The 16280-nt window shown below is 55.9% G+C and carries 24 protein-coding genes and 1 pseudogene; 12 read left to right on the top strand and 13 right to left on the bottom strand.

The features are described 5' to 3' along the window. The first annotated feature begins 120 nt into the window (after positions 1-120). Positions 121-329 (top strand): annotated as a pseudogene (locus DXY31_RS07115) (Nif11-like leader peptide family natural product precursor). 268 nt (positions 330-597) lie between these two features. Continuing rightward, positions 598-846: a Nif11-like leader peptide family natural product precursor gene (locus tag DXY31_RS07110; protein ID WP_114993049.1), complete on the top strand. Its 249-nt coding sequence runs from the start codon at positions 598-600 to the stop codon at positions 844-846. A 591-nt stretch (positions 847-1437) separates the two neighbouring features. Here the strand turns inward: DXY31_RS07110 and DXY31_RS07105 are convergent. Beyond that, positions 1438-1596: a metallothionein gene (locus DXY31_RS07105; protein ID WP_114993048.1), complete on the bottom strand. Its 159-nt coding sequence runs from the start codon at positions 1594-1596 to the stop codon at positions 1438-1440. A 670-nt stretch (positions 1597-2266) separates the two neighbouring features. Here DXY31_RS07105 and DXY31_RS17340 point away from each other — a divergent pair. Beyond that, positions 2267-2524 carry a hypothetical protein gene (locus DXY31_RS17340; RefSeq protein ID WP_114993046.1) on the top strand — a complete coding sequence of 86 codons (258 nt, stop codon included), beginning with the start codon at positions 2267-2269 and terminating at the stop codon, positions 2522-2524. Between the two features lie 40 nt (positions 2525-2564). Here the strand turns inward: DXY31_RS17340 and DXY31_RS17335 are convergent, their stop codons facing one another. After that, the gene (locus DXY31_RS17335; RefSeq protein ID WP_114993045.1) at positions 2565-2777 is read right to left on the bottom strand and encodes a hypothetical protein; all 213 of its coding nucleotides are present in this window, start codon (positions 2775-2777) and stop codon (positions 2565-2567) included. A gap of 71 nt (positions 2778-2848) precedes the next feature. Next, entirely contained in the window at positions 2849-3031 is a 183-nt protein-coding gene (locus DXY31_RS07085; protein ID WP_179949436.1) for a hypothetical protein, read from the bottom strand. 410 nt (positions 3032-3441) lie between these two features. On the opposite strand from DXY31_RS07085, the gene DXY31_RS07080 reads away from it, so the two are divergent. Then, the gene (locus DXY31_RS07080) at positions 3442-3657 is read left to right on the top strand and encodes a hypothetical protein (RefSeq protein WP_114993043.1); all 216 of its coding nucleotides are present in this window, start codon (positions 3442-3444) and stop codon (positions 3655-3657) included. A 56-nt stretch (positions 3658-3713) separates the two neighbouring features. Here the strand turns inward: DXY31_RS07080 and DXY31_RS07075 are convergent, their stop codons facing one another. Both DXY31_RS07075 and DXY31_RS07070 read right to left on the bottom strand, forming a co-directional pair. Then, positions 3714-4031 carry a hypothetical protein gene (locus DXY31_RS07075; RefSeq protein WP_137024929.1) on the bottom strand — a complete coding sequence of 106 codons (318 nt, stop codon included), beginning with the start codon at positions 4029-4031 and terminating at the stop codon, positions 3714-3716. Positions 4032-4117: 86 nt separating this feature from the next. Next, positions 4118-4354, bottom strand: coding sequence for a hypothetical protein (locus DXY31_RS07070; protein ID WP_206749800.1), 237 nt, complete (start codon positions 4352-4354; stop codon positions 4118-4120). Positions 4355-4479: 125 nt separating this feature from the next. Between DXY31_RS07070 and DXY31_RS07065 the strand changes: the two genes are divergently transcribed. The 3 genes from DXY31_RS07065 (at position 4480) to DXY31_RS07055 (ending at position 6942) form a co-directional block, all read left to right on the top strand. Further along, a complete protein-coding gene (locus DXY31_RS07065) occupies positions 4480-4662 on the top strand; it encodes a hypothetical protein (protein WP_066906425.1) in 183 nt (60 codons plus the stop codon). 445 nt (positions 4663-5107) lie between these two features. After that, positions 5108-6490, top strand: a complete 1383-nt coding sequence (locus DXY31_RS07060; RefSeq protein WP_114993040.1) for a sugar porter family MFS transporter — start codon at positions 5108-5110, stop codon at positions 6488-6490. Between the two features lie 146 nt (positions 6491-6636). After that, the gene (locus tag DXY31_RS07055) at positions 6637-6942 is read left to right on the top strand and encodes a hypothetical protein (RefSeq protein ID WP_244279595.1); all 306 of its coding nucleotides are present in this window, start codon (positions 6637-6639) and stop codon (positions 6940-6942) included. A 13-nt stretch (positions 6943-6955) separates the two neighbouring features. Here the strand turns inward: DXY31_RS07055 and DXY31_RS07050 are convergent, their stop codons facing one another. The 4 genes from DXY31_RS07050 to DXY31_RS07035 all read right to left on the bottom strand — a co-directional run bounded on the left by DXY31_RS07050 (position 6956) and on the right by DXY31_RS07035 (position 10406). Then, a complete protein-coding gene (locus tag DXY31_RS07050) occupies positions 6956-7861 on the bottom strand; it encodes a DUF481 domain-containing protein (protein ID WP_114993038.1) in 906 nt (301 codons plus the stop codon). Between the two features lie 53 nt (positions 7862-7914). Then, a complete protein-coding gene (locus DXY31_RS07045) occupies positions 7915-9189 on the bottom strand; it encodes a Y-family DNA polymerase (RefSeq protein WP_114993037.1) in 1275 nt (424 codons plus the stop codon). 5 nt (positions 9190-9194) lie between these two features. Then, positions 9195-9638 (bottom strand): LexA family transcriptional regulator, encoded by a 444-nt coding sequence (locus tag DXY31_RS07040; protein WP_114993036.1) that lies wholly within the window; start codon positions 9636-9638, stop codon positions 9195-9197. Between the two features lie 75 nt (positions 9639-9713). Then, the gene (locus DXY31_RS07035) at positions 9714-10406 is read right to left on the bottom strand and encodes an SGNH/GDSL hydrolase family protein (protein WP_114993135.1); all 693 of its coding nucleotides are present in this window, start codon (positions 10404-10406) and stop codon (positions 9714-9716) included. Between the two features lie 99 nt (positions 10407-10505). Between DXY31_RS07035 and DXY31_RS07030 the strand changes: the two genes are divergently transcribed. The 3 genes from DXY31_RS07030 to DXY31_RS07020 all read left to right on the top strand — a co-directional run bounded on the left by DXY31_RS07030 (position 10506) and on the right by DXY31_RS07020 (position 12839). Further along, the gene (locus tag DXY31_RS07030) at positions 10506-10898 is read left to right on the top strand and encodes a hypothetical protein (RefSeq protein WP_114993134.1); all 393 of its coding nucleotides are present in this window, start codon (positions 10506-10508) and stop codon (positions 10896-10898) included. A gap of 9 nt (positions 10899-10907) precedes the next feature. Beyond that, entirely contained in the window at positions 10908-12146 is a 1239-nt protein-coding gene (locus DXY31_RS07025; RefSeq protein WP_114993035.1) for a YbfB/YjiJ family MFS transporter, read from the top strand. Between the two features lie 69 nt (positions 12147-12215). After that, the gene (locus tag DXY31_RS07020) at positions 12216-12839 is read left to right on the top strand and encodes a hypothetical protein (RefSeq protein ID WP_206749799.1); all 624 of its coding nucleotides are present in this window, start codon (positions 12216-12218) and stop codon (positions 12837-12839) included. Between the two features lie 38 nt (positions 12840-12877). Here DXY31_RS07020 and DXY31_RS07015 read toward each other — a convergent pair whose 3' ends face one another. Genes DXY31_RS07015 through DXY31_RS07005 form a run of 3 tightly spaced genes read right to left on the bottom strand, consistent with a single transcriptional unit; the run spans position 12878 to position 14247 of the window. Continuing rightward, on the bottom strand, positions 12878-13312 hold the full coding sequence (locus DXY31_RS07015; protein WP_114993033.1) for a 23S rRNA (pseudouridine(1915)-N(3))-methyltransferase RlmH: 435 nt from the start codon (positions 13310-13312) through the stop codon (positions 12878-12880). 12 nt (positions 13313-13324) lie between these two features. After that, the gene (locus tag DXY31_RS07010; RefSeq protein ID WP_114993032.1) at positions 13325-13771 is read right to left on the bottom strand and encodes a hypothetical protein; all 447 of its coding nucleotides are present in this window, start codon (positions 13769-13771) and stop codon (positions 13325-13327) included. Then, on the bottom strand, positions 13768-14247 hold the full coding sequence (locus tag DXY31_RS07005) for a pentapeptide repeat-containing protein (RefSeq protein WP_114993031.1): 480 nt from the start codon (positions 14245-14247) through the stop codon (positions 13768-13770). Before DXY31_RS07005 ends, DXY31_RS07010 begins: the two co-directional genes overlap by 4 nt. 55 nt (positions 14248-14302) lie before the next feature. Between DXY31_RS07005 and DXY31_RS07000 the strand changes: the two genes are divergently transcribed. Further along, a complete protein-coding gene (locus DXY31_RS07000; protein ID WP_114993030.1) occupies positions 14303-14722 on the top strand; it encodes a YraN family protein in 420 nt (139 codons plus the stop codon). On the opposite strand, the gene DXY31_RS06995 is transcribed toward DXY31_RS07000, so the two are convergent. Further along, positions 14694-15317 carry a uridine kinase gene (locus tag DXY31_RS06995; RefSeq protein WP_114993133.1) on the bottom strand — a complete coding sequence of 208 codons (624 nt, stop codon included), beginning with the start codon at positions 15315-15317 and terminating at the stop codon, positions 14694-14696. The genes DXY31_RS07000 and DXY31_RS06995 overlap by 29 nt on opposite strands. A gap of 82 nt (positions 15318-15399) precedes the next feature. Here DXY31_RS06995 and rsmA point away from each other — a divergent pair, with 82 nt between their 5' ends. Then, on the top strand, positions 15400-16233 hold the full coding sequence (gene rsmA / locus DXY31_RS06990) for a 16S rRNA (adenine(1518)-N(6)/adenine(1519)-N(6))-dimethyltransferase RsmA (RefSeq protein ID WP_114993029.1): 834 nt from the start codon (positions 15400-15402) through the stop codon (positions 16231-16233). Positions 16234-16280 lie beyond the last annotated feature (47 nt).

The following is a 16280-nucleotide window of genomic DNA, read 5'->3' as shown; positions in this document are numbered from 1 at the left end:
CAATCAGCCCAAAAAGACCATCAATCAGCCTTCAATACCTGGCACGATTGAGCGCTGTAAGTATTAGCCAAAGCCTCTGCAGCAGACCGTTGCTATGACTGCTTGACAGACCTGATACCCATGTCCCTAGAACAACTCAAGGCATTTTCTCCAAAGTCAAAGGTGATTCCAATCTTCAGGAGAAACTAAAAGCAGCTAAGTCACCTGAAGATGTTGTAGGCATTGCTAAAGAACATGGCCACGAATTCACTGCTGATAAGATTACTGAACTCAGTGAAGAGGAACTAGAAGGCGTGTCTGGAGGTCAGTGCTGGAAGAAAACTAACTAAATGGCTGAGAAAACTGGAGGGTTATTTGCTAACTGGCAGGAGATGAGTAAACTCAGTGGTGTGGGATGAGAGTATAGCATTGGTATTCCCCTCGTCTTCAAAACTTACACCCTCAAAGCCTCTGCATTGACAGGGGGTTTTATTTCTTCAATCACCCCAAGAAGACCATAAATCAGCCTTCAATACCTGGCACGATTGGGCGCAGTAAATATTAGTCACAGGCACTGCAGCAGACCGTTGCTATAACCACTAAAGACTACCGATACCAATGTCAGAAGAACAACTGAAGGCATTCATCGCCAAGGTTCAAGTAGACACTTCACTGCAGGAACAACTCAAAGCAGAAGGAGCTGATGTTGTAGCCATTGCCAAAGCTGCAGGCTTCTCGATAACCACAGAAGAGTTAAAAGCACATCGCCAAACCCCGTCTGATGGTGAGCTAGAAGGCGCGGCTGGCGGAGATTGCGGGGGGCAGTACAGGTGTTCTTGGAGTTATGTGGGAATGGATGTTCTTTAGTGTAAGTCTCAAAGTGCAAAGGTCAGTAGCAGTTCTACTTACCAGGATAAAGCAGTGTTGACAGCCTAAACACTCAAAGCCCCTGCAACCGCAGGGGCTTTTTATTGCTTCAATCACCCCTAAAAGCTCATGAATCAACCTTCAATACCTGGCACAATTGAGAGCAGTTGAGAAGAGAATGACCAGATTTATTTGCAGTTTTATCTGTTAAATCTTGTCAGAAATGTCTTAAGTCTCTTCAATTATTGCAGCATCAGCTCGACCCCCGTGCCGAGTCTGAAGTTGGCGCACACAAAGAAAGATCACTGAGGGTTTTATTGGTTTTTATTTGTCCTCTGGAATGTTGCGCTAGCCAGCTAGTGAAATTTTTGTCTTTGTTCTTTGCTGAGAGTCAAGACATTGCAGCGGTTCTCATCCAAGCCGCCTGGGATTGATAATTCAGCGGGCCATGGTCTCTAGCCGCCATGTGAAACTACACAGGATTTTTGCCCATTAGTGCTCTTGGGCGGGTTGATCACAGTCTTTATTGGCATCCAAAAAACCCCACTCGATCGAGCGGGGACTTGCTTGTTCAAAGCGTGTGTTAAGGAATTAACAGCACTCGCAGCTGGTGCAGCATTGATCCCCACCTGCATGTCCATCAGCGCAAGGCTGAGAGCAGAACAGCTTTCCGTCTTTTTCGATAGCCGCATCAGCAGTAATGCTGCAATCGCAGGGCTCACAAGCGCAGGTTGGGGTTGAGGTCGACATTTGCAGTCCTCTTCAGTGCCTCCTTTCTACGACAGGTTTTGTCGAAGCTCATCCCCCAAATGGGGGCTCGCCTCCAGTTTCTTAACACCAGTGCAGTGGCGATTCAGCTGCATGCTGAGGGTTTGGTTATTCAGGATGTTCAGGATTTTTCCTGATCGTCAGGGTGCACGAGCGCTCGCTGGGGGGATGTGTTTTGTGTCTTGATCAAAGAGTCTTGCCCCAACTTGTTTCCCTGAATGGACTGTCTCGGTCGGTGTGTCGTTGGTTCTGCTGTTGGCGGGTTGTTTGCTGCAGCTTCGCTTTCAGCAATGGAGGGATGCATCAACTTCGTCAGGGCTGATCAGGTCTTTCTGCGCTGTGATGTGACTGGAGTTGCTCGTACCATCTGGGAAATCACCCTCGATGAGGAGGGTGGCAAAGCATGGATTTTCAAGCCTGCATTCCGTAGCAGAACGGAATATCCAGCTACGTTCACAAAAGAAATAGTTCGTTTTGGGAAGACGCTGCCCCATACGAGGTCTTATCTGTCAAACGTCTTGGACCGTTCAACCGGAGCTTTCACCAGTGATATTTCTGGGTTGGGGGCACCTGCTGTGACCGCACGCTGTGAAATTCACGACAACTCAAGCCCTGCACCTTGAATGGATGAATCCCTCTTTCAGGTGATGACTTGCTGCTCAAGTCGGGTGACATTGGTGAAGCCCACCTCTGGAGCGCAGTGCTGTCGACAGTGTTCCCATCTCGCTCGATCAATAGGGTTCTGTCGACCGCTGCCTGCACTTGGCTGCTGATCTGTTCGGTTCCGATCCAGGCTGACCCGATCAGCCCTGGATGTGAGTTCAGTCTTACCCCTTGCGCTAACGCCAGGCCTCCAGCGAAAAGAAGAGTGGTGTCTTCTGGTCAGCGATTGAATCAGCTTCAACCGTGATGACTTAAGTGCCGTTGATGGGATCTCTTTTGATTTCCGCTCAGCAATAGCGCTTGTCAACCCGGCATAGTTTCTGGTTGGCTTGCCAGGCCGGCCATGACTCTTCTGGCCTTGGACGCTTGTACATCAATTTCAACGGCCACAAAGCCAAGGTCAAAAGCGCCTGCATGCAGATCATCTCGAGCCATTCGGAAAGATGAATCAAGACATCTGAATAACGATGTGCAGATGGTTTGCTGAAGAGTTCGGTCATGCTCAACGTACCCATCCTTCAGTCGTAGCTCATGCACCGCCGTTGAGCATCGGGAATTCAACCCAATTGGGTCAACTGAACAGACCAAACACCTGATCGAGGATTCCTTTGCCGGTCAGTGCTTCCACGGTGATTCCTATGGCCAACCCCAGCATGGCCATTCGTCCATTCAGGCGTTCGGTGTAGAGATTGACAGGGTCAGCAGTCGTCTGCCTAGGACCCAGTGGTGAGTTTGTGCCCTGCAAAAGAGACAAAAACAATTATTGAGAAAACCTTAAGTGCCTGTAACTGCTGTTGGTTGTGCCAAAAGTCCCTGCCGTGTCATTTTCATTGCATGTTCGAATCAGGGGAAACAAACAATCTGTCTCTGGATACATCCTCCGTTGCCGAAGGCTGGCTCAAGCTTGGCTTGGCTGAGGTTGATTGGTTCAGACTCGTTTCAGAGATGTTGATTCCACTGTGTTGAAGTTCCTTTTTTGCAGGCGTCCGCTTCTGGTTTTGATCGCTAATTTTTATTTTCTTGACTGTTCAATGTCTGTCTGCGATTGCCATAGAGATGTAATCCTGTAGATCAGGACTATCCCAGTAGGAATGCCGAATGGATTGCTATATGCATGCGTTGTGAAGGTTCAGCGTTTGTGTGAGTCAATTGATGAATTGAAACTTGATCAGTCTTGCAACTCAGGTCTTTGTCGATCTCGTAGAGCAGCGCAAAAGCAAACATCACCACCGCACCGCCAAGAAAAATCCAGGTTTGCCTCCAGGAGTGAGTTTGGCTGAATTGTTCGATATGGATCCAGGAGTCCGTGGTGTTGATCTCGTTCATGCCGCCACACGTCCTCGTTTAATCATGGATCTAGTGCACGCTGTTGGAATCTGAAAGGCTGGAGAGAACAGCCCTTCAGAGCCCACGCTTTTTCGCTGAGTGATCGTTCTTCAGGTGTTGGTGTGGGGCGTTCCGCGTGTGCCTGGATACACAGGACGGGCCAGGAGAGTCAGTGGTTTTGACGCTTCGGCTTTCTTCTGTTGCGTTGCGTTCTTGTCGATTGACGGCATAGCACCAAAAGCGGTTGTTTCAGGTGTAACCCAGGTCGGCCCCTCCGTGCAGCTCGATTCAGCAGCAAAATTGAATTTGGTCTCTGCTGGTTTCCCGCAAATCAGTGGGCGGTTGACTTTCGCAATGAAGCGAACTGAGTTGTTCAACTCAGAGGACTTGATCACAACTGGCATCTCAGTGAATTGTGAGGTGCTCATGGCCAGCTCTATTCTGTTGTGTAGGCGCAACAAAAAAGGGAGGTCTGATCGTTCAGCCTCCCGATGATTGACATTTCTGTGAACCTTCAGGCCAACGAAATGCTGTATGGGGCGGCCGGGTAGCTTGTCGGCATCGGGTCAATGTTGCCGTTGGCCATCGCCTTGGCGCGTCGATACATCTGGCTGTCAGTGGCGCCTTGCTTTTCCATGGCCGCAGCGATCACGGCCCAATTGCGGATTTCGTAAGTCATCAGAACAAGCAATTGAAGTACCCAGAAACCATCGCTCAATCCGGTTGTTGTCCGTGATCGAGATATCCGCACAGCTGCAGCTCACGAACAGATCAGCTGTTGACTAACGTCTCTCGCGAAATGTGGATACTGTTGCTGCTGCTACGTCAAGAGAGCATGAAGACTTGTAATAATTTCTCCACCTTCTCGTGTTTCCCATGAACGAGCCTGTCGCCACCTTTTCGTACGACTTGAACGCTCTCCGGTTGGAATACAAGACAACCTGTGACGCGCTGCGGAACTGGCCTGGAGGCGATCCCAATGAGCAGGATTTCCTTGAGTGCAAAAAACAGGAGATTTTCCGTGCTTTGGCCGAGCAATCCCTCCAGCTCACGGCATAAGCGCTTTGTTGTTGTCTCTTCTGCACGAGTGAGGAAGTCCTTTCCGTTGGCAAGAGGGCCTTACTCGCTTGTTTTTGCATCAAACAACCCATCATTTGAGAAGAAAAAAGTGTTCGAAGCTTCTGCCCGGAGGAATCCTGGGCCATGGCTTGCCCCATTGAGTTGCGATCTACAGGAGCATCGAGTGATGGGTTAAAAGCCCGTCGGGTCTTCAGCAGCTTTTTCGGTTCGATGTTCGTCCAGTCCAACCGCTGATGCACTTTGAATATCGGCGCAATTTTGCATTGCACCATTCGGCAAATCACTGAGATGCAAAGTTTTCGCTTCGTCTAGCTTCTGGTGCTTAGGCAGAGATTTTGTGCGTTGATTGTTGATTCAATCCGTCCGACATCGTTGTCTTAAGTCCGTTCTGCGATCAGTTTGATAACTCCAGTGGGACTGACCCATGGCCGTGGCTGCATTGTCGATTCTTTGGCCTGTGATGGTCGCTGCACTGGGAGGCTTCCTTCTTGGCTATTCCGAGGTCATTGTCAACGGAGCAGCAGATCCGCTTCGCGTCAGCCTGGGTTTGACTCCGGCACAGCTTGGCCTCGTGGTTGCTGCTGCTCCGATCGGCGCTGTGATCACAGGTCTGTTCAGTACCCGGTTGGCAGCTTTTATCGGCAGGGTGCCAGGAATGCAGTTGGCAGCGTTGGCCTTCATCAGCTCTTTTGTGGGCTCAGCGTTCAGCAGCGCGATGCCCTCATTGTTCCTGTGGCGACTGCTGGCTGGAATCGGCATTGGCCTTGCCAGCGTTGTGGTTCCGGCCTATCTCACTGAAATTGCACCAGCAAGCATGCGTGGCCGGATCGGCAGCGTCATGTATTGCGCCATTGGATTGGGAATTTTGCTCGCCCTGGTGTTCGAGGCGTTGCTCGCTCTTGCTGTGCCTGGTGCTGATCCTGTCCAGCGTCTCGGATCGATGGAACTTTGGCGCTGGATGCTGCTCTCTGGCTCGCTCCCCGCACTGCTTTATCTGCTTCTGCTGCCGCGGGTCTCTGAGAGTCCCCGAGTGTTGGTGCGTGAAGGTCGCCTGGAGCAGGCTCGCAGGGTGTTCAGTGTTTTCGGAGCCTCTAATCCTGACCATCTGGTGCAGCAGGTTCAGGATTCATTTGCGGTGAAAGATTCTCAGCGAGCAGGAGCCTTGGGCTTCTGGCAGGTGTTGGCTTTGCCGGTTGTGTGGAGTGGAATCGTGCTGGCCTGTTTTCAGCAGTTCAATGGCATCAATGCCGTTTTTTATTACTCAACTCTGATCTGGCAATCCATTGGCTTTTCTCCAGAAGTCAGTCTCGGATGGAGTGTGGTGACAGCAGCCGTCAATTTGCTTGCCACGTTGATCACGGTCATGCTTGTGGATCGACTTGGCCGCAAATTACTTCTTTTGATCGGTTCCGCAGGGATGACGTTGAGCCTGATGGCACTGTCTATCGGGCTGAGAGGTCTTGGGATGCCACAGGTTCCTGATCCGCTCGGCGGTTCTTCAGCTGTTGTGGTGATGATTGCAGTAAATCTGTTTGTGTTGGCTTTCGGTTGTTCTTGGGGGCCCGTGCTTTGGATTCTGCTTGGTGAGTTGTTCAGCAACCGCATTCGTGAGACAGCCCTCGGTGTTTCAGTCACCGCCAAGTGGTTGGCCACGATTCTGATTTCTTTGAGCTTTCCTCTCTGGCTCAAGCACGCAGGACCATCGTTTCCATTCGCCTGTTTTGCTGTGTTTAGTTTGATCTCATTCATCTATGTTTTGATCGCGCTGCGAGAAACCCGCGGTCGCGAACTTGAACAGATGGGTTGATCAATTGGTTACAGATCAGTTTCTCTGAAGCTCAGTTTTTTGGCTTGTTCCGCCACTGTTATTTAGTGCAATACGGAGTCTTGTGTGTACCCATTTGAGAGCATGTTGGGCTGAGGCGTCAGGATGTTGCGAGCTGTTGTTGTTCAGTGCATCGTTTTTTCATTGCTTTCGCTGCTGCTTCCTGTCTTTTCAGTTCTCCGGTGATGGCCATTCCGGCCATGGATGATCTGGAGCTCAGACTGCAGGGCGAAGCCAAGGGATGGCTTGATGCCACTTGCACTTACTACGGATTGGGGTGGCTCACTCCCGATCAGGGAAGGAAGGCTCTGAAGCGTCTGATGTTGCTACTTACAGCGCACTACCTCGACCCAGAAGAAACAGAGCGGGCAAAATCCGCTGCACTCTCGAGAGACCCGCAATGCATCACCATCTGGCCGGAGTCGCCTCAATGATGTTCGCTCATCCTCAATCCAGCTTCACGCCCACCTGCATCGAGATGCTGTTGTTCACTTTCGGACTGCGCAGTTCGTTGTAGATCGTCTGACCGTTCAGGGATGTGAACAGGCGCTGATTGTTCATGGGGAAGACCTTCAGCGCGATGGAAAAGATGTTGTTGGTTGAGATCCCGTTGACATAAGCCCCGGTATAGGTGTTGGTCAGCGTGAGGCTGGCGGCTGAGCTGGGTTTCCACTCCAGTTCTGCTCTGGCCGTTGATGCTGCGAATGACTCGCCGCAGACCGGATCTGCTTTGCAGCCATCCCCTCCCCAGATCGTCTCGATCGAGGGACCGAGGGACACGGTGAGTCGTGTTTTTGGAGTCTTGATCAGGTCATAGCCAAGACCAATTGAGCTTTCAAAAACATCGGTACCGGTGAAGTTCAGCGTGTCGTAATTGAAACGCGCACCTGCATAGGCGTGCAGGCGGCTGTTCAGGCTGCGGATGTAGCGGAGCTCAGCATCGCCCTCATTCGTGTCTGTTGTATTGCCGCTCTCTCCCTCGTCACGGGAGACCTCATACTGGGCATTCACTTTCAACGACACCTTGTTGGCGCCTGCGCTGTAGCTGGTGTCGAGCTGCGCTGTTCCCCCGGCGGAGAGATCGTTGTCGGTGTTGGATCCCGTGATTCCGCTGGAGAGACTCAGCTTCCATGGCTTCGGCTTGGGTTCGGGCATCAGTGCCGTTTTCGGGATGCTCAGCCTTCCCAGCACCGGGTGCTGCAGCACCGTTGTGGTGTCTGTGCTTTCGGATGGGATGAGTTCTCCGTGCAGGGTGTCGCCGTTGCTCAGCTTGAGGGTGACCTGCTCGGCGAAAGTCGATTGGGGTCCCAGCAGGACAAGTCCCGCAGCAATGATCGGGATTCGCCGCAACACAACCTTTTCGTCGATAGAAGCCAGATTTTTTCATAAAAGCCCGTATCTGCTGTTCAGGTCTTGACCACCGGCACATCACTCAGTCGTGTAGTGGCTGCCCGGCCCAAGCGTTCCCGTCGCATGGACCAGCCGGAATGCAGGCCGCAGGCTGCCCACTGCACGGTGCCTCGTCCATAGCGGCGGTTGAGGCCATCGATGGTGTTCATCAGGGTGTCCCGCCGTTGCAGGTTCGCTGCACTGCACGGCACCAGTAAGTGGTGCTGCAGTTGCTCTGTGTCCTGCAGATGCTCCATCAGTACGCCGGCCTTGGCGAGCTGACGGTGTGGCTGGAAGATCCGTTCCACCAGTGGCAAAGCTGCCCTTAGCAGCGTCTGGGTGTCGTTGCTGGGGAGGTCCAGATGAGTGCTGGCGCTGCGGCTGTAGAAGGCCGGTACGAATGGGCTGGTGCGGGTGTAAACACTCAGGGATGCAGCGCGTTGATGCTGTTTGCGCAGCTTTTCCGCGGCGCGTACCACGTAGGTCGCCACGGCTTCTCTCAGCTCCACCAGGGAGGTGATCGGTCGACTGAAACTTCTGCTGACACAGGTTTCCTGCTTCGGAGATGGGGCCAGGTCGAGGGGAAGACAGGCATGTCCCTGGAGTTCCCTCTGTAGTCGTAGGCCGACCACACCCGCCTTGGCCCGCAGTGGTCCGCTGGCCATATCCCGCAGTTCCCGGGCGTTGCGCACACCACGCAATCGGCACCAGTAGGCCAGTTTGCGGCCGATCCCCCAGACATCTTCGATGTCGATCGTTTCTAGCCAGCGGTCCCGATGGCTGCAGTGTCCAAGGTCGAATAGGCCTGCATGGGTTGCCTCCACCTTGGCCAGACGGTTCGCCAGCTTCGCCTGGCCTTTGCTGCTCCCCAGGCCGATGGCGATCGGCAGCCCCAGATTGCGACGCACTAGGGCACGCAGCTGTCGCCCCCAGGGCAGCAGATCCGCCGTCGGCGGACGACTGATGCGAGCGAACGCTTCATCGATGGAATACACCTCCAGTTCCTCCACCTGACTTTCCAGCAGGCTCATCAGCCGCTGGCTCATGTCGGCGTAGAGGGCGTAGTTGGAACTGCGCACCGCCACTCCGCACCGTTCCAGCGTCTGCTTGGCCTTGAAATACGGCGTGCCCATGGCAATGCCAAGCGCACGGGCCTCCGCGCTGCGGGCCACGATGCAGCCGTCGTTGTTGGAAAGCACCACCACGGGGCGGCCAATCAGGGCTGGATCGAGGCTTTGCTCGCAGGAGGCATAGAAGTTGTTGGCGTCGATGAGGGCAGTGACCTGAGCCATGGCGTTCAGAGGGGGTGAATCACATGGATGGCGACCCCCCAGATCTGCACGTCGTCGCACGACTGCAGATCGAGAGGTGGATAGCTGGGATTGGCCGCTTCCAGGCGCAGCCGGCCCTGATGGCGCATCAGGCGCTTGAGGGTGAAGTCGCCGTCGAGAACGGCCACCACCACTCGTCCGGGGCAGGGGTTCAGGCTGCGGTCCACGACCAGAAGGTCGCCGTCATGAATGCCGGCGCCGGTCATGGAGTCGCCGCTGACACGCAGGAAGAAGGTGCTGGTGGGATGACGGATCAGTTGGTCGTTGAGGTCGATCCCCACGTCCACGTAGTCCTCTGCCGGAGAGGGAAAGCCTGCTGCCACTCGCGCTTCCGCCATTGGCAGCTGCCTTGGCGTTCTCTGGGGGCGTAGGGGTTGTGGTGGTTGGAGAAAGGAGCGATCGATCTCCATTGCAAGGGGCTCAACAGACCAATACGCACAAAATAGTACAGGTGTTCTGTTGCGGCTGCTGGTTGTGTTTGGTGTTCAGGTTTGGGCGATGAGATCGGCCAGGCCTGTAGCGATCGCCGACTGGGCCTGGCTGTCGAAATGGATGCCATCCAGGGATGAGGCAGTGGCCACAGGCTGAACATCAAAAGCGAGCACCTCCAGTTCAGCGGCGAGTTGGAGATAGCGGTTGCCTAATGCCTGGGATTTCGTGTCAGCTCCCGCGAATCCCCAGTTCAGCGACTGCGAAGTGATCATCACCAATGGCGGGGTCATCAGAACAATGCAGGGGGGCTGGTCGGGCCGCTCACGTGGGCCACAGTTGAGTGCGCTGCGGATGTCGTGAATCAGGATGCGGGCGCCGTCGGCGATCTGCTCGGCGGACAGGTTGAGGTAGTTCTTGCAGTCGTTGCAGCCCAGCGCCAGGATCACCACGTCGATCGGTTTGTGGCTGTGCAGAGAGGTCATCAGGCCTGAGCGCCCGCTGCAGCTGTACTGCGCGCCATACCGGGCGGCACCGATGGGATCGTCGAGCAGCCAGGTGCGGGAATTGAGACCGTCCTCAATCGTGCGCCAGGCAGGGCCGGACGCGCGCCGGTTCAGCTGCTGCTCCAACTGATTCGGCCAGCGCGTGTCGTGGGGCAGTCGCCCACCACCGTCGGGGTTGAATCCCCAGGTGTTGGAGTCGCCGAAGCAGAGGACTGTCCTTGGCTCCTGAGCTGATGCTGTCATGAATGACAGGTTGTCTGCGCACATTCAGTTCAGCCATGATCCGGATTCGGCGCCACTGCGGCCTTGACCGGAGAGGATGTGTTCACTGAGGTTGTCGTGATGGCTGCTGCTCCCTATCTCGTTGCCCTCGCTTTGATCGAGCAGGAGGGGAAGAGGGCTCTGCCGCTTGCCGGGCGTTCCTTGAGTGCACAAACCGCCATGGAGGAGCCACCCACGCAGGTGGCCCATTCCCTGGCTCTGGAGTTGCTGCTGAGGCTGTGGCAGCGCAGTGATAACGGCCCCTTGCGTCGGGCTTGCGGCGTCGAGAGTCTGCTGCTGGTGGAGTTGCCAATGGAGTGTCTACCGGAGGACCTCCCCAGGCTCAAAGCCGACTGGCTCAACAGCGGCGACACCGAGGCTTTTCAGGTGAGTCTTCAAGCCATGTGCGGGCGGGCCTGGACCATGAGCATCGCCAAGTTCGAAGCTGTCGCGCTCAGCGCTTGGCCGGCCTGATCAGTGGTGATGTCTCCGTCCTCTGAAGGCTCACCAGTGCCATTTCAGCCACAAGAACCTCATCGGCTCAGGGTGCTGGCAGGAGCATGCGGACTGGGCATCGGCCTGGGATTGATCCGATCCGACTTCGGTGTGATCGGTCGAGAAATGGTCGTGCAGGAATGGATATCCCAGGCCGATCTTGGTGAACTCGCTGCACTCAACATGGTGGGTTACCTGTTGGGCTGTGTGCATCAGGCGCAACTGAAGGGTAAGGCCCAGTTGCTGCGTAGCTTGCGGCTGGCATTGGCGGTCGGAGTGCTTTGCCTCTGGTTGGGGGCTGTGCAGAGTGGCCAACTCGGTGAAGGTGGTCTGAGGGTGTTGGCCGGCTGGGGTGCTGGACATCTGATGAGCGGTCTGCCAGGCCTGGCTATCGCGGGAGTTCCCGCTCGTCATCAACGCCAGGCTGTCGCCACGGTGTTGGGAGGTGGTGCACTGGTGGCTCTGCTGGGAGCTAGTGCGGTGGCCTGGCTGGCTCCGAGTTCGGCGGCAGGCGCTTGGTTAGTGCTGGCTTGCTTCGCCACTGTGCTGTCCCTCCCAACCCTATGGCTGATCGACCGGGGGCATCGCCGTTTGCGCGCTAATGAACAGAGTGGAGAAGAACAGCAGGTGGCAATTGCTGACAGCGGTGTGAAATCAATTTGTTGGTTTCCGTTGATTGCTCTCACCTGCGCGTTTGCTCTCACGGGAGCGGCCCAGGTGCCCATGGCGCTGTATGAGCCGATCGTGGCCTCGAACCGCATCGGCCTGGATGCATCGATGAGTAGTGCCTCCTTCTCCACCATGGGACTTGGCGGCTTGATGGCGTCATTGTTGTTGCTGGTTTTGCCTAGGACTTGGCCAACGGCACTGTTGCTTCCGGCGGTGGCCATGCTTGGTGGGTTGGGGGCCTGGATCTATGCGCTGGCGCGCACGCCGCAACTGCTGTTGTTATCTGCTTTTTTGATCGGTTGGTGGTCGATCATGACCTCATCGCTCACGCTCGATCGACTGCCTGACTTGGTGCCGGCCGAGTTGCAGAGGCGTTGCTGGGCAACATTGACGACGCTCAATGGCCTTGGTTTTGTGATCTTCTCGATGGGAACGAGCTCGATGGCATTGACGGGCTTGCAGAGCGTGCTCTGGCTGGGGGTAATACTTATGGCATGCGTGCTGATGGCGCAGTTGTTGCAGATCTCTCGCCGATCCGTGTCGAACAGCCAAAGCTGATGAAGATGAATGTGATCGCTCTTGATCACAGCCATGACAAACGATCGCTGTGTGACCCCTGAACAGATCATGGGGACGTCGCAACACAGTGCTAACGGCCATCGAAAAGGGACCACTTCGGCGTTTTTTCTGAACGCGGAATGGGCCCTTCGCAGATCCTTGATAACGGATCAAGACCGATTACAGGCTGAAGCCTGCAATCGCATGCTGCGGCGTCAGATGGTCGACATTGTGCGTTCCAACGGCGTTGGTGACCTGTTCGACTGGCGCGACCAAGACATCGCTGAGATCTGCCTAGAGGAGATGGCCAAGCGTGGCGATGAGGAGGTTCAGGGCTTTGATGATGACAATCAAGAGGCCTTGGCCTCAGGTGAGGTGTGCGGATTCACCGGTGAGGATCTGTTGCCGGGTGCTCAGGATTTCGGCGCATCAGCTGCACAGACAGCCATGAGTAGCCATCGCAGCGACGCTGTGCTGCAGGAGCATCTGGAACGTCAGCGGGGGGTGCGCAAAGGGACCTTCGGCGCTTTTTGTGCGAACTATCGCCTGGCCCGGACGCAGCCTGATCCGGCTACGACAGCAGCTGCGGCGATGATGCTTGAGCTGTTGCCCCATGTGCATCAGCTCGGATATCTCCAGTGGTGGGTGTGCTGTGATGCCTGGGCCGAGGCGCTAGTCGCAGCGGGGGGGTAATTGCCGTTCCTCCTGAACGCTCGCCTTTGCACTGGACATCAGGCCCGGTGATAGGGACTCCCTTGCAGGATCGCCTGCGCTCTGTAGAGCTGCTCGAGCAAGAGCAATCGAGCCAGCTCATGGGGAAAGGTCAGAGGTGAAAGACTCAGCTGCCAGCGAGCTGTGCTTTTGAATGCATCGGTGAAGCCGTCAGCGCCTCCGATCACGAAGGCCAGACGCTCAGAACCCAAGTCCCGTAAACGATCAGCAAAGTCCACCGAGGTCAGGGTGAGGCCCTGTTCCATCAGCAGCACCGGATATTCATCGGTACGCAGGGCCTGACGGATCGCCTCGGCCTCCTTTTTAGGGTTGCTGTCACGCAGTTCGGTAATGCCCAGGCCAGGAAGGCGTTTGAGATAAAGGTCCACACCTTCCTGAACCCACCGCTTGCGTACTTTTCCGACCGCAATGATGCGGCAACGGGAATTGTTCATGGCTTAGCGGCTTCAATCCGTCTCGTCGTCTTGTTCCTCAAGAAACATCTGTCCGAAAGCCACGTAGAGACTGTCCTCCTCACTGCCGGGTGCCACATCACGGCGCTGAGGTCGTGTGTTCTTGCCTTTGCCCATCGAACGGTTCGAGAAGGCTGTCTGGGTGGTAGGAGAATCCAGCGTTGATGGTGATGGGGCATTGAGCTTCTGGCGTCGCTCGCTGTCGACCCGCTCTTCCGCATCCCGCAATCGCGCCATCAGATGTTCAGGAACGGTGCCGTCCTGGCTCACCTGCATCAGTTCATGAAACAGAGCTTTGGGGTCTTGCTCGGTCTCCACCTTGTGGCGAGGCCGGCTGTCTTTGGCGGCGCGTTTCGTGTCGGTTGCCGGTGCAGGGATGGCCTCAGGGAGCTGGCGTCCCAGTTGTCTGAGCCGTTCCAGGCTGCGAGGATCGAAGCTCATGAGCAGCCAAGGGTGTCGCGTGTCTCGCGGCCCGTTACTGGATTGGTGCCGTCGGCGGCGGCACAGAGTGTTTTCAGTGCGTCCCCGCGAAAAGGCACGTTGGTGAAATCGGCACCGGTGATCGTCACGTTGATGAACCGGGTATTGAAGGCAAAAGCATCTTCGAGAACGGCATCCGTGAGGTTGGTGCCATCCAGCACCGCTGAATCCAGCGTTGCGTCGCGCAGGTTGGCTCCTGTGAGGTTGGCGTCTTGAAGCTTGGCTCCATAGAGGCTGGCGCCCTGCAGGTCGCTGCCAGACAGATCAGCTTCACGCAGGTTGGTGAGGTTGAAGGTCACCCCCTGCATCTCCCGGTTGGAGAAATCAGCGCCGATCAACACCTGTTTGGCGTAATCCATTGCAGCCTGCACCGGCTGAGGAGGCAAGCCCACTAAAAGAAGGAGAGCAAGCAGGGAGGCCAGCAGATGTCGTTGCATCAGCGGATGAAGAGCGTCACCGAAGCCTAGGGGGCCTGATTCCTAGCTCAGGGGAATGCTCCGTGAATGCAGGGAGCTGATCTTGTGGACCATTGATGCCAAGAGCGATCCCGGTCGCTGGGCCGAGCGGCGTGCCCTGAATCTGTTGAAAGGCCGGGGGTGGCGTTGCCTGGCTGAGCGCTGGAGCTGTCGTTACGGGGAGCTTGATCTGATGATGATCAAATCGGGTCGCTCAGGTCTCCGTCTGCTGCTGGTGGAGGTCAAGGCCAGGCGTCGATGTGGTCTTGATGGCTGGGGTGTGAAAGCTTTCGATCCTGTAAAACGCAGACGCTTGGCCCGAACGCTTGCCTGCTGGCAGTCATGTCACCCCTGGTGTGATCAGGGGCATCTCGAGCTGGTGCTTGCGCTTGTGCCGTTGCCACCCAGCTCCAGGCCTGTGCGCTGGATCAGGGTCCCGGAGCTACGGATGTCTTGATCAGACCTTCAATTCGTTTCACAGCTAGTGGAAGACCCGTTGGAAGATCGCGAATCACCAGATCAGCCGAACGTCTCAGTGGATGGATGAACCTCCGCTCTCCCGGCAGCATCTGCATCACTGACTGACGCAAGACCGACAGGGGGGTTCGCTGACGTTCGGACACGTCACGGCGCAGTCGGCGAATCACTCTGATCGGCAGGGATGCGCTCAGATAAATCAAAAGATCAGGATGGAGCTGATCCATCAATAGTTGGGGGCCGAATGCCCCCTCCAGCAGCACAACATCCCAGATTTCGTTGAAAGATTCCCAGCTGACGTCCCTGGTGCTCATGTCGTAACGGCGTCGATGCTGAAGTCGACGATCTTTCATGGACTGCACGTCTGTGATCAGCGCTTCGCGATCGATTGCATCGATCGTGTCGAATCCGTAGATCGAATCCGGAGTCCAGTGCTCGCGGTAGTAATCATCGGAGCCGATCACCACAGCAGCAATCCCGCTATGAGCGAGCGACGTTTTCAGCTCCTCACTGAAGTAAGTCTTGCCTGCTGCGGAGGGGCCGGCGATGCAGATCAGCAGCGCAGATCTGTTCATCAACCCGCCAGACCTAAACACCACAATCATCGCGTTCCGCGCCCTATGCGCTGGTGCACAGTGAACCGATGGCCCGCATGACATGAGCTTCGCAGGACATACGGCCCGCAAACGGTTTGGTCAGCACTGGCTGCGGGATGAACGGGTTCTGGATCGGATTCTCGAGTCAGCAGCACTCGAGCAAGGAGACCGTGTTCTCGAGGTGGGACCAGGGCGTGGTGCCCTGACCGACCGACTGCTGAAGAGCCCTGCCGCGTTGGTGCATGCGATCGAGCTGGATAGAGATCTGGTGTCAGGTCTGACCGAGCGATACGGAGCTCAGTCGCGGTTTTCACTCTGTGAGGGCGATGTTCTTGAGGTTCCTCTGACCCTTCCGGACGGTTCTCCGGCCTCCAAGGTGGTGGCCAATATTCCGTACAACATCACGGGGCCCTTGCTTGATCGGCTGATTGGTCGTCTGGATCGACCTGTTGATCCGCCCTACGAAAGGCTCATCCTGCTCGTCCAGAAAGAGGTGGCAGAGCGCATTCGAGCCCGTCCCGGACACAGCAGTTTCAGTGCTTTGAGTGTGCGTTTGCAGCTTCTGGCCCGTTGTCAAAGTGTTTGTTCTGTGCCGCCGCGTTGCTTTCAGCCTCCTCCGAAGGTGCAGTCCGAGGTGATCAGGCTGGACCCCTTGCCGGCGGATCAGCGCCCAGATCCCGAGATCTGCCGTGGGGTGGAACGATTGCTTAAACAGGCCTTTCTTGCTCGACGCAAGATGTTGCGAAACACGCTTGCCGGTGTCAAACCTCCTGATCAGCTCCAGGAGCTGGCACAGCAGGCTGGGATTGATCTGCAGCAGAGGCCTCAGGAGGTGGCACCGGAAAACTGGGTGGCCCTGGCCAGGGGATTGAGTCAGGCGGAAACATCCGAGTGAGCTGCCTTAGACGGATCGATGTTTGTGCGTGTCGTGGCTGAGCAATC

Source organism: Synechococcus sp. UW179A (assembly GCF_900473965.1).
In the GTDB taxonomy this organism is placed as follows: domain Bacteria; phylum Cyanobacteriota; class Cyanobacteriia; order PCC-6307; family Cyanobiaceae; genus Synechococcus_C.
This window is presented reverse-complemented; position numbering and strand designations above follow the sequence as displayed.

What these genes read in the sequence shown, in the direction of transcription:
- DXY31_RS07015 (WP_114993033.1), bottom strand. Translation starts at nt 13,312, where the DNA reads ATGAACAATTCCCGTTGCCGCATCATTGCGGTCGGAAAAGTACGCAAG.
- DXY31_RS07025 (WP_114993035.1), top strand. Translation starts at nt 10,908, where the DNA reads ATGTCTCCGTCCTCTGAAGGCTCACCAGTGCCATTTCAGCCACAAGAA.
- DXY31_RS07105 (WP_114993048.1), bottom strand. Translation starts at nt 1,596, where the DNA reads ATGTCGACCTCAACCCCAACCTGCGCTTGTGAGCCCTGCGATTGCAGC.
- rsmA (WP_114993029.1), top strand. Translation starts at nt 15,400, where the DNA reads ATGAGCTTCGCAGGACATACGGCCCGCAAACGGTTTGGTCAGCACTGG.
- DXY31_RS07000 (WP_114993030.1), top strand. Translation starts at nt 14,303, where the DNA reads ATGCTCCGTGAATGCAGGGAGCTGATCTTGTGGACCATTGATGCCAAG.
- DXY31_RS07040 (WP_114993036.1), bottom strand. Translation starts at nt 9,638, where the DNA reads ATGGAGATCGATCGCTCCTTTCTCCAACCACCACAACCCCTACGCCCC.
- DXY31_RS07045 (WP_114993037.1), bottom strand. Translation starts at nt 9,189, where the DNA reads ATGGCTCAGGTCACTGCCCTCATCGACGCCAACAACTTCTATGCCTCC.
- DXY31_RS07005 (WP_114993031.1), bottom strand. Translation starts at nt 14,247, where the DNA reads ATGCAACGACATCTGCTGGCCTCCCTGCTTGCTCTCCTTCTTTTAGTG.
- DXY31_RS07010 (WP_114993032.1), bottom strand. Translation starts at nt 13,771, where the DNA reads ATGAGCTTCGATCCTCGCAGCCTGGAACGGCTCAGACAACTGGGACGC.
- DXY31_RS07075 (WP_137024929.1), bottom strand. Translation starts at nt 4,031, where the DNA reads ATGAGCACCTCACAATTCACTGAGATGCCAGTTGTGATCAAGTCCTCT.
- DXY31_RS07035 (WP_114993135.1), bottom strand. Translation starts at nt 10,406, where the DNA reads ATGACAGCATCAGCTCAGGAGCCAAGGACAGTCCTCTGCTTCGGCGAC.
- DXY31_RS07065 (WP_066906425.1), top strand. Translation starts at nt 4,480, where the DNA reads ATGAACGAGCCTGTCGCCACCTTTTCGTACGACTTGAACGCTCTCCGG.
- DXY31_RS07020 (WP_206749799.1), top strand. Translation starts at nt 12,216, where the DNA reads ATGGGGACGTCGCAACACAGTGCTAACGGCCATCGAAAAGGGACCACT.
- DXY31_RS07110 (WP_114993049.1), top strand. Translation starts at nt 598, where the DNA reads ATGTCAGAAGAACAACTGAAGGCATTCATCGCCAAGGTTCAAGTAGAC.
- DXY31_RS17335 (WP_114993045.1), bottom strand. Translation starts at nt 2,777, where the DNA reads ATGACCGAACTCTTCAGCAAACCATCTGCACATCGTTATTCAGATGTC.
- DXY31_RS07030 (WP_114993134.1), top strand. Translation starts at nt 10,506, where the DNA reads ATGGCTGCTGCTCCCTATCTCGTTGCCCTCGCTTTGATCGAGCAGGAG.
- DXY31_RS06995 (WP_114993133.1), bottom strand. Translation starts at nt 15,317, where the DNA reads ATGAACAGATCTGCGCTGCTGATCTGCATCGCCGGCCCCTCCGCAGCA.
- DXY31_RS07060 (WP_114993040.1), top strand. Translation starts at nt 5,108, where the DNA reads ATGGCCGTGGCTGCATTGTCGATTCTTTGGCCTGTGATGGTCGCTGCA.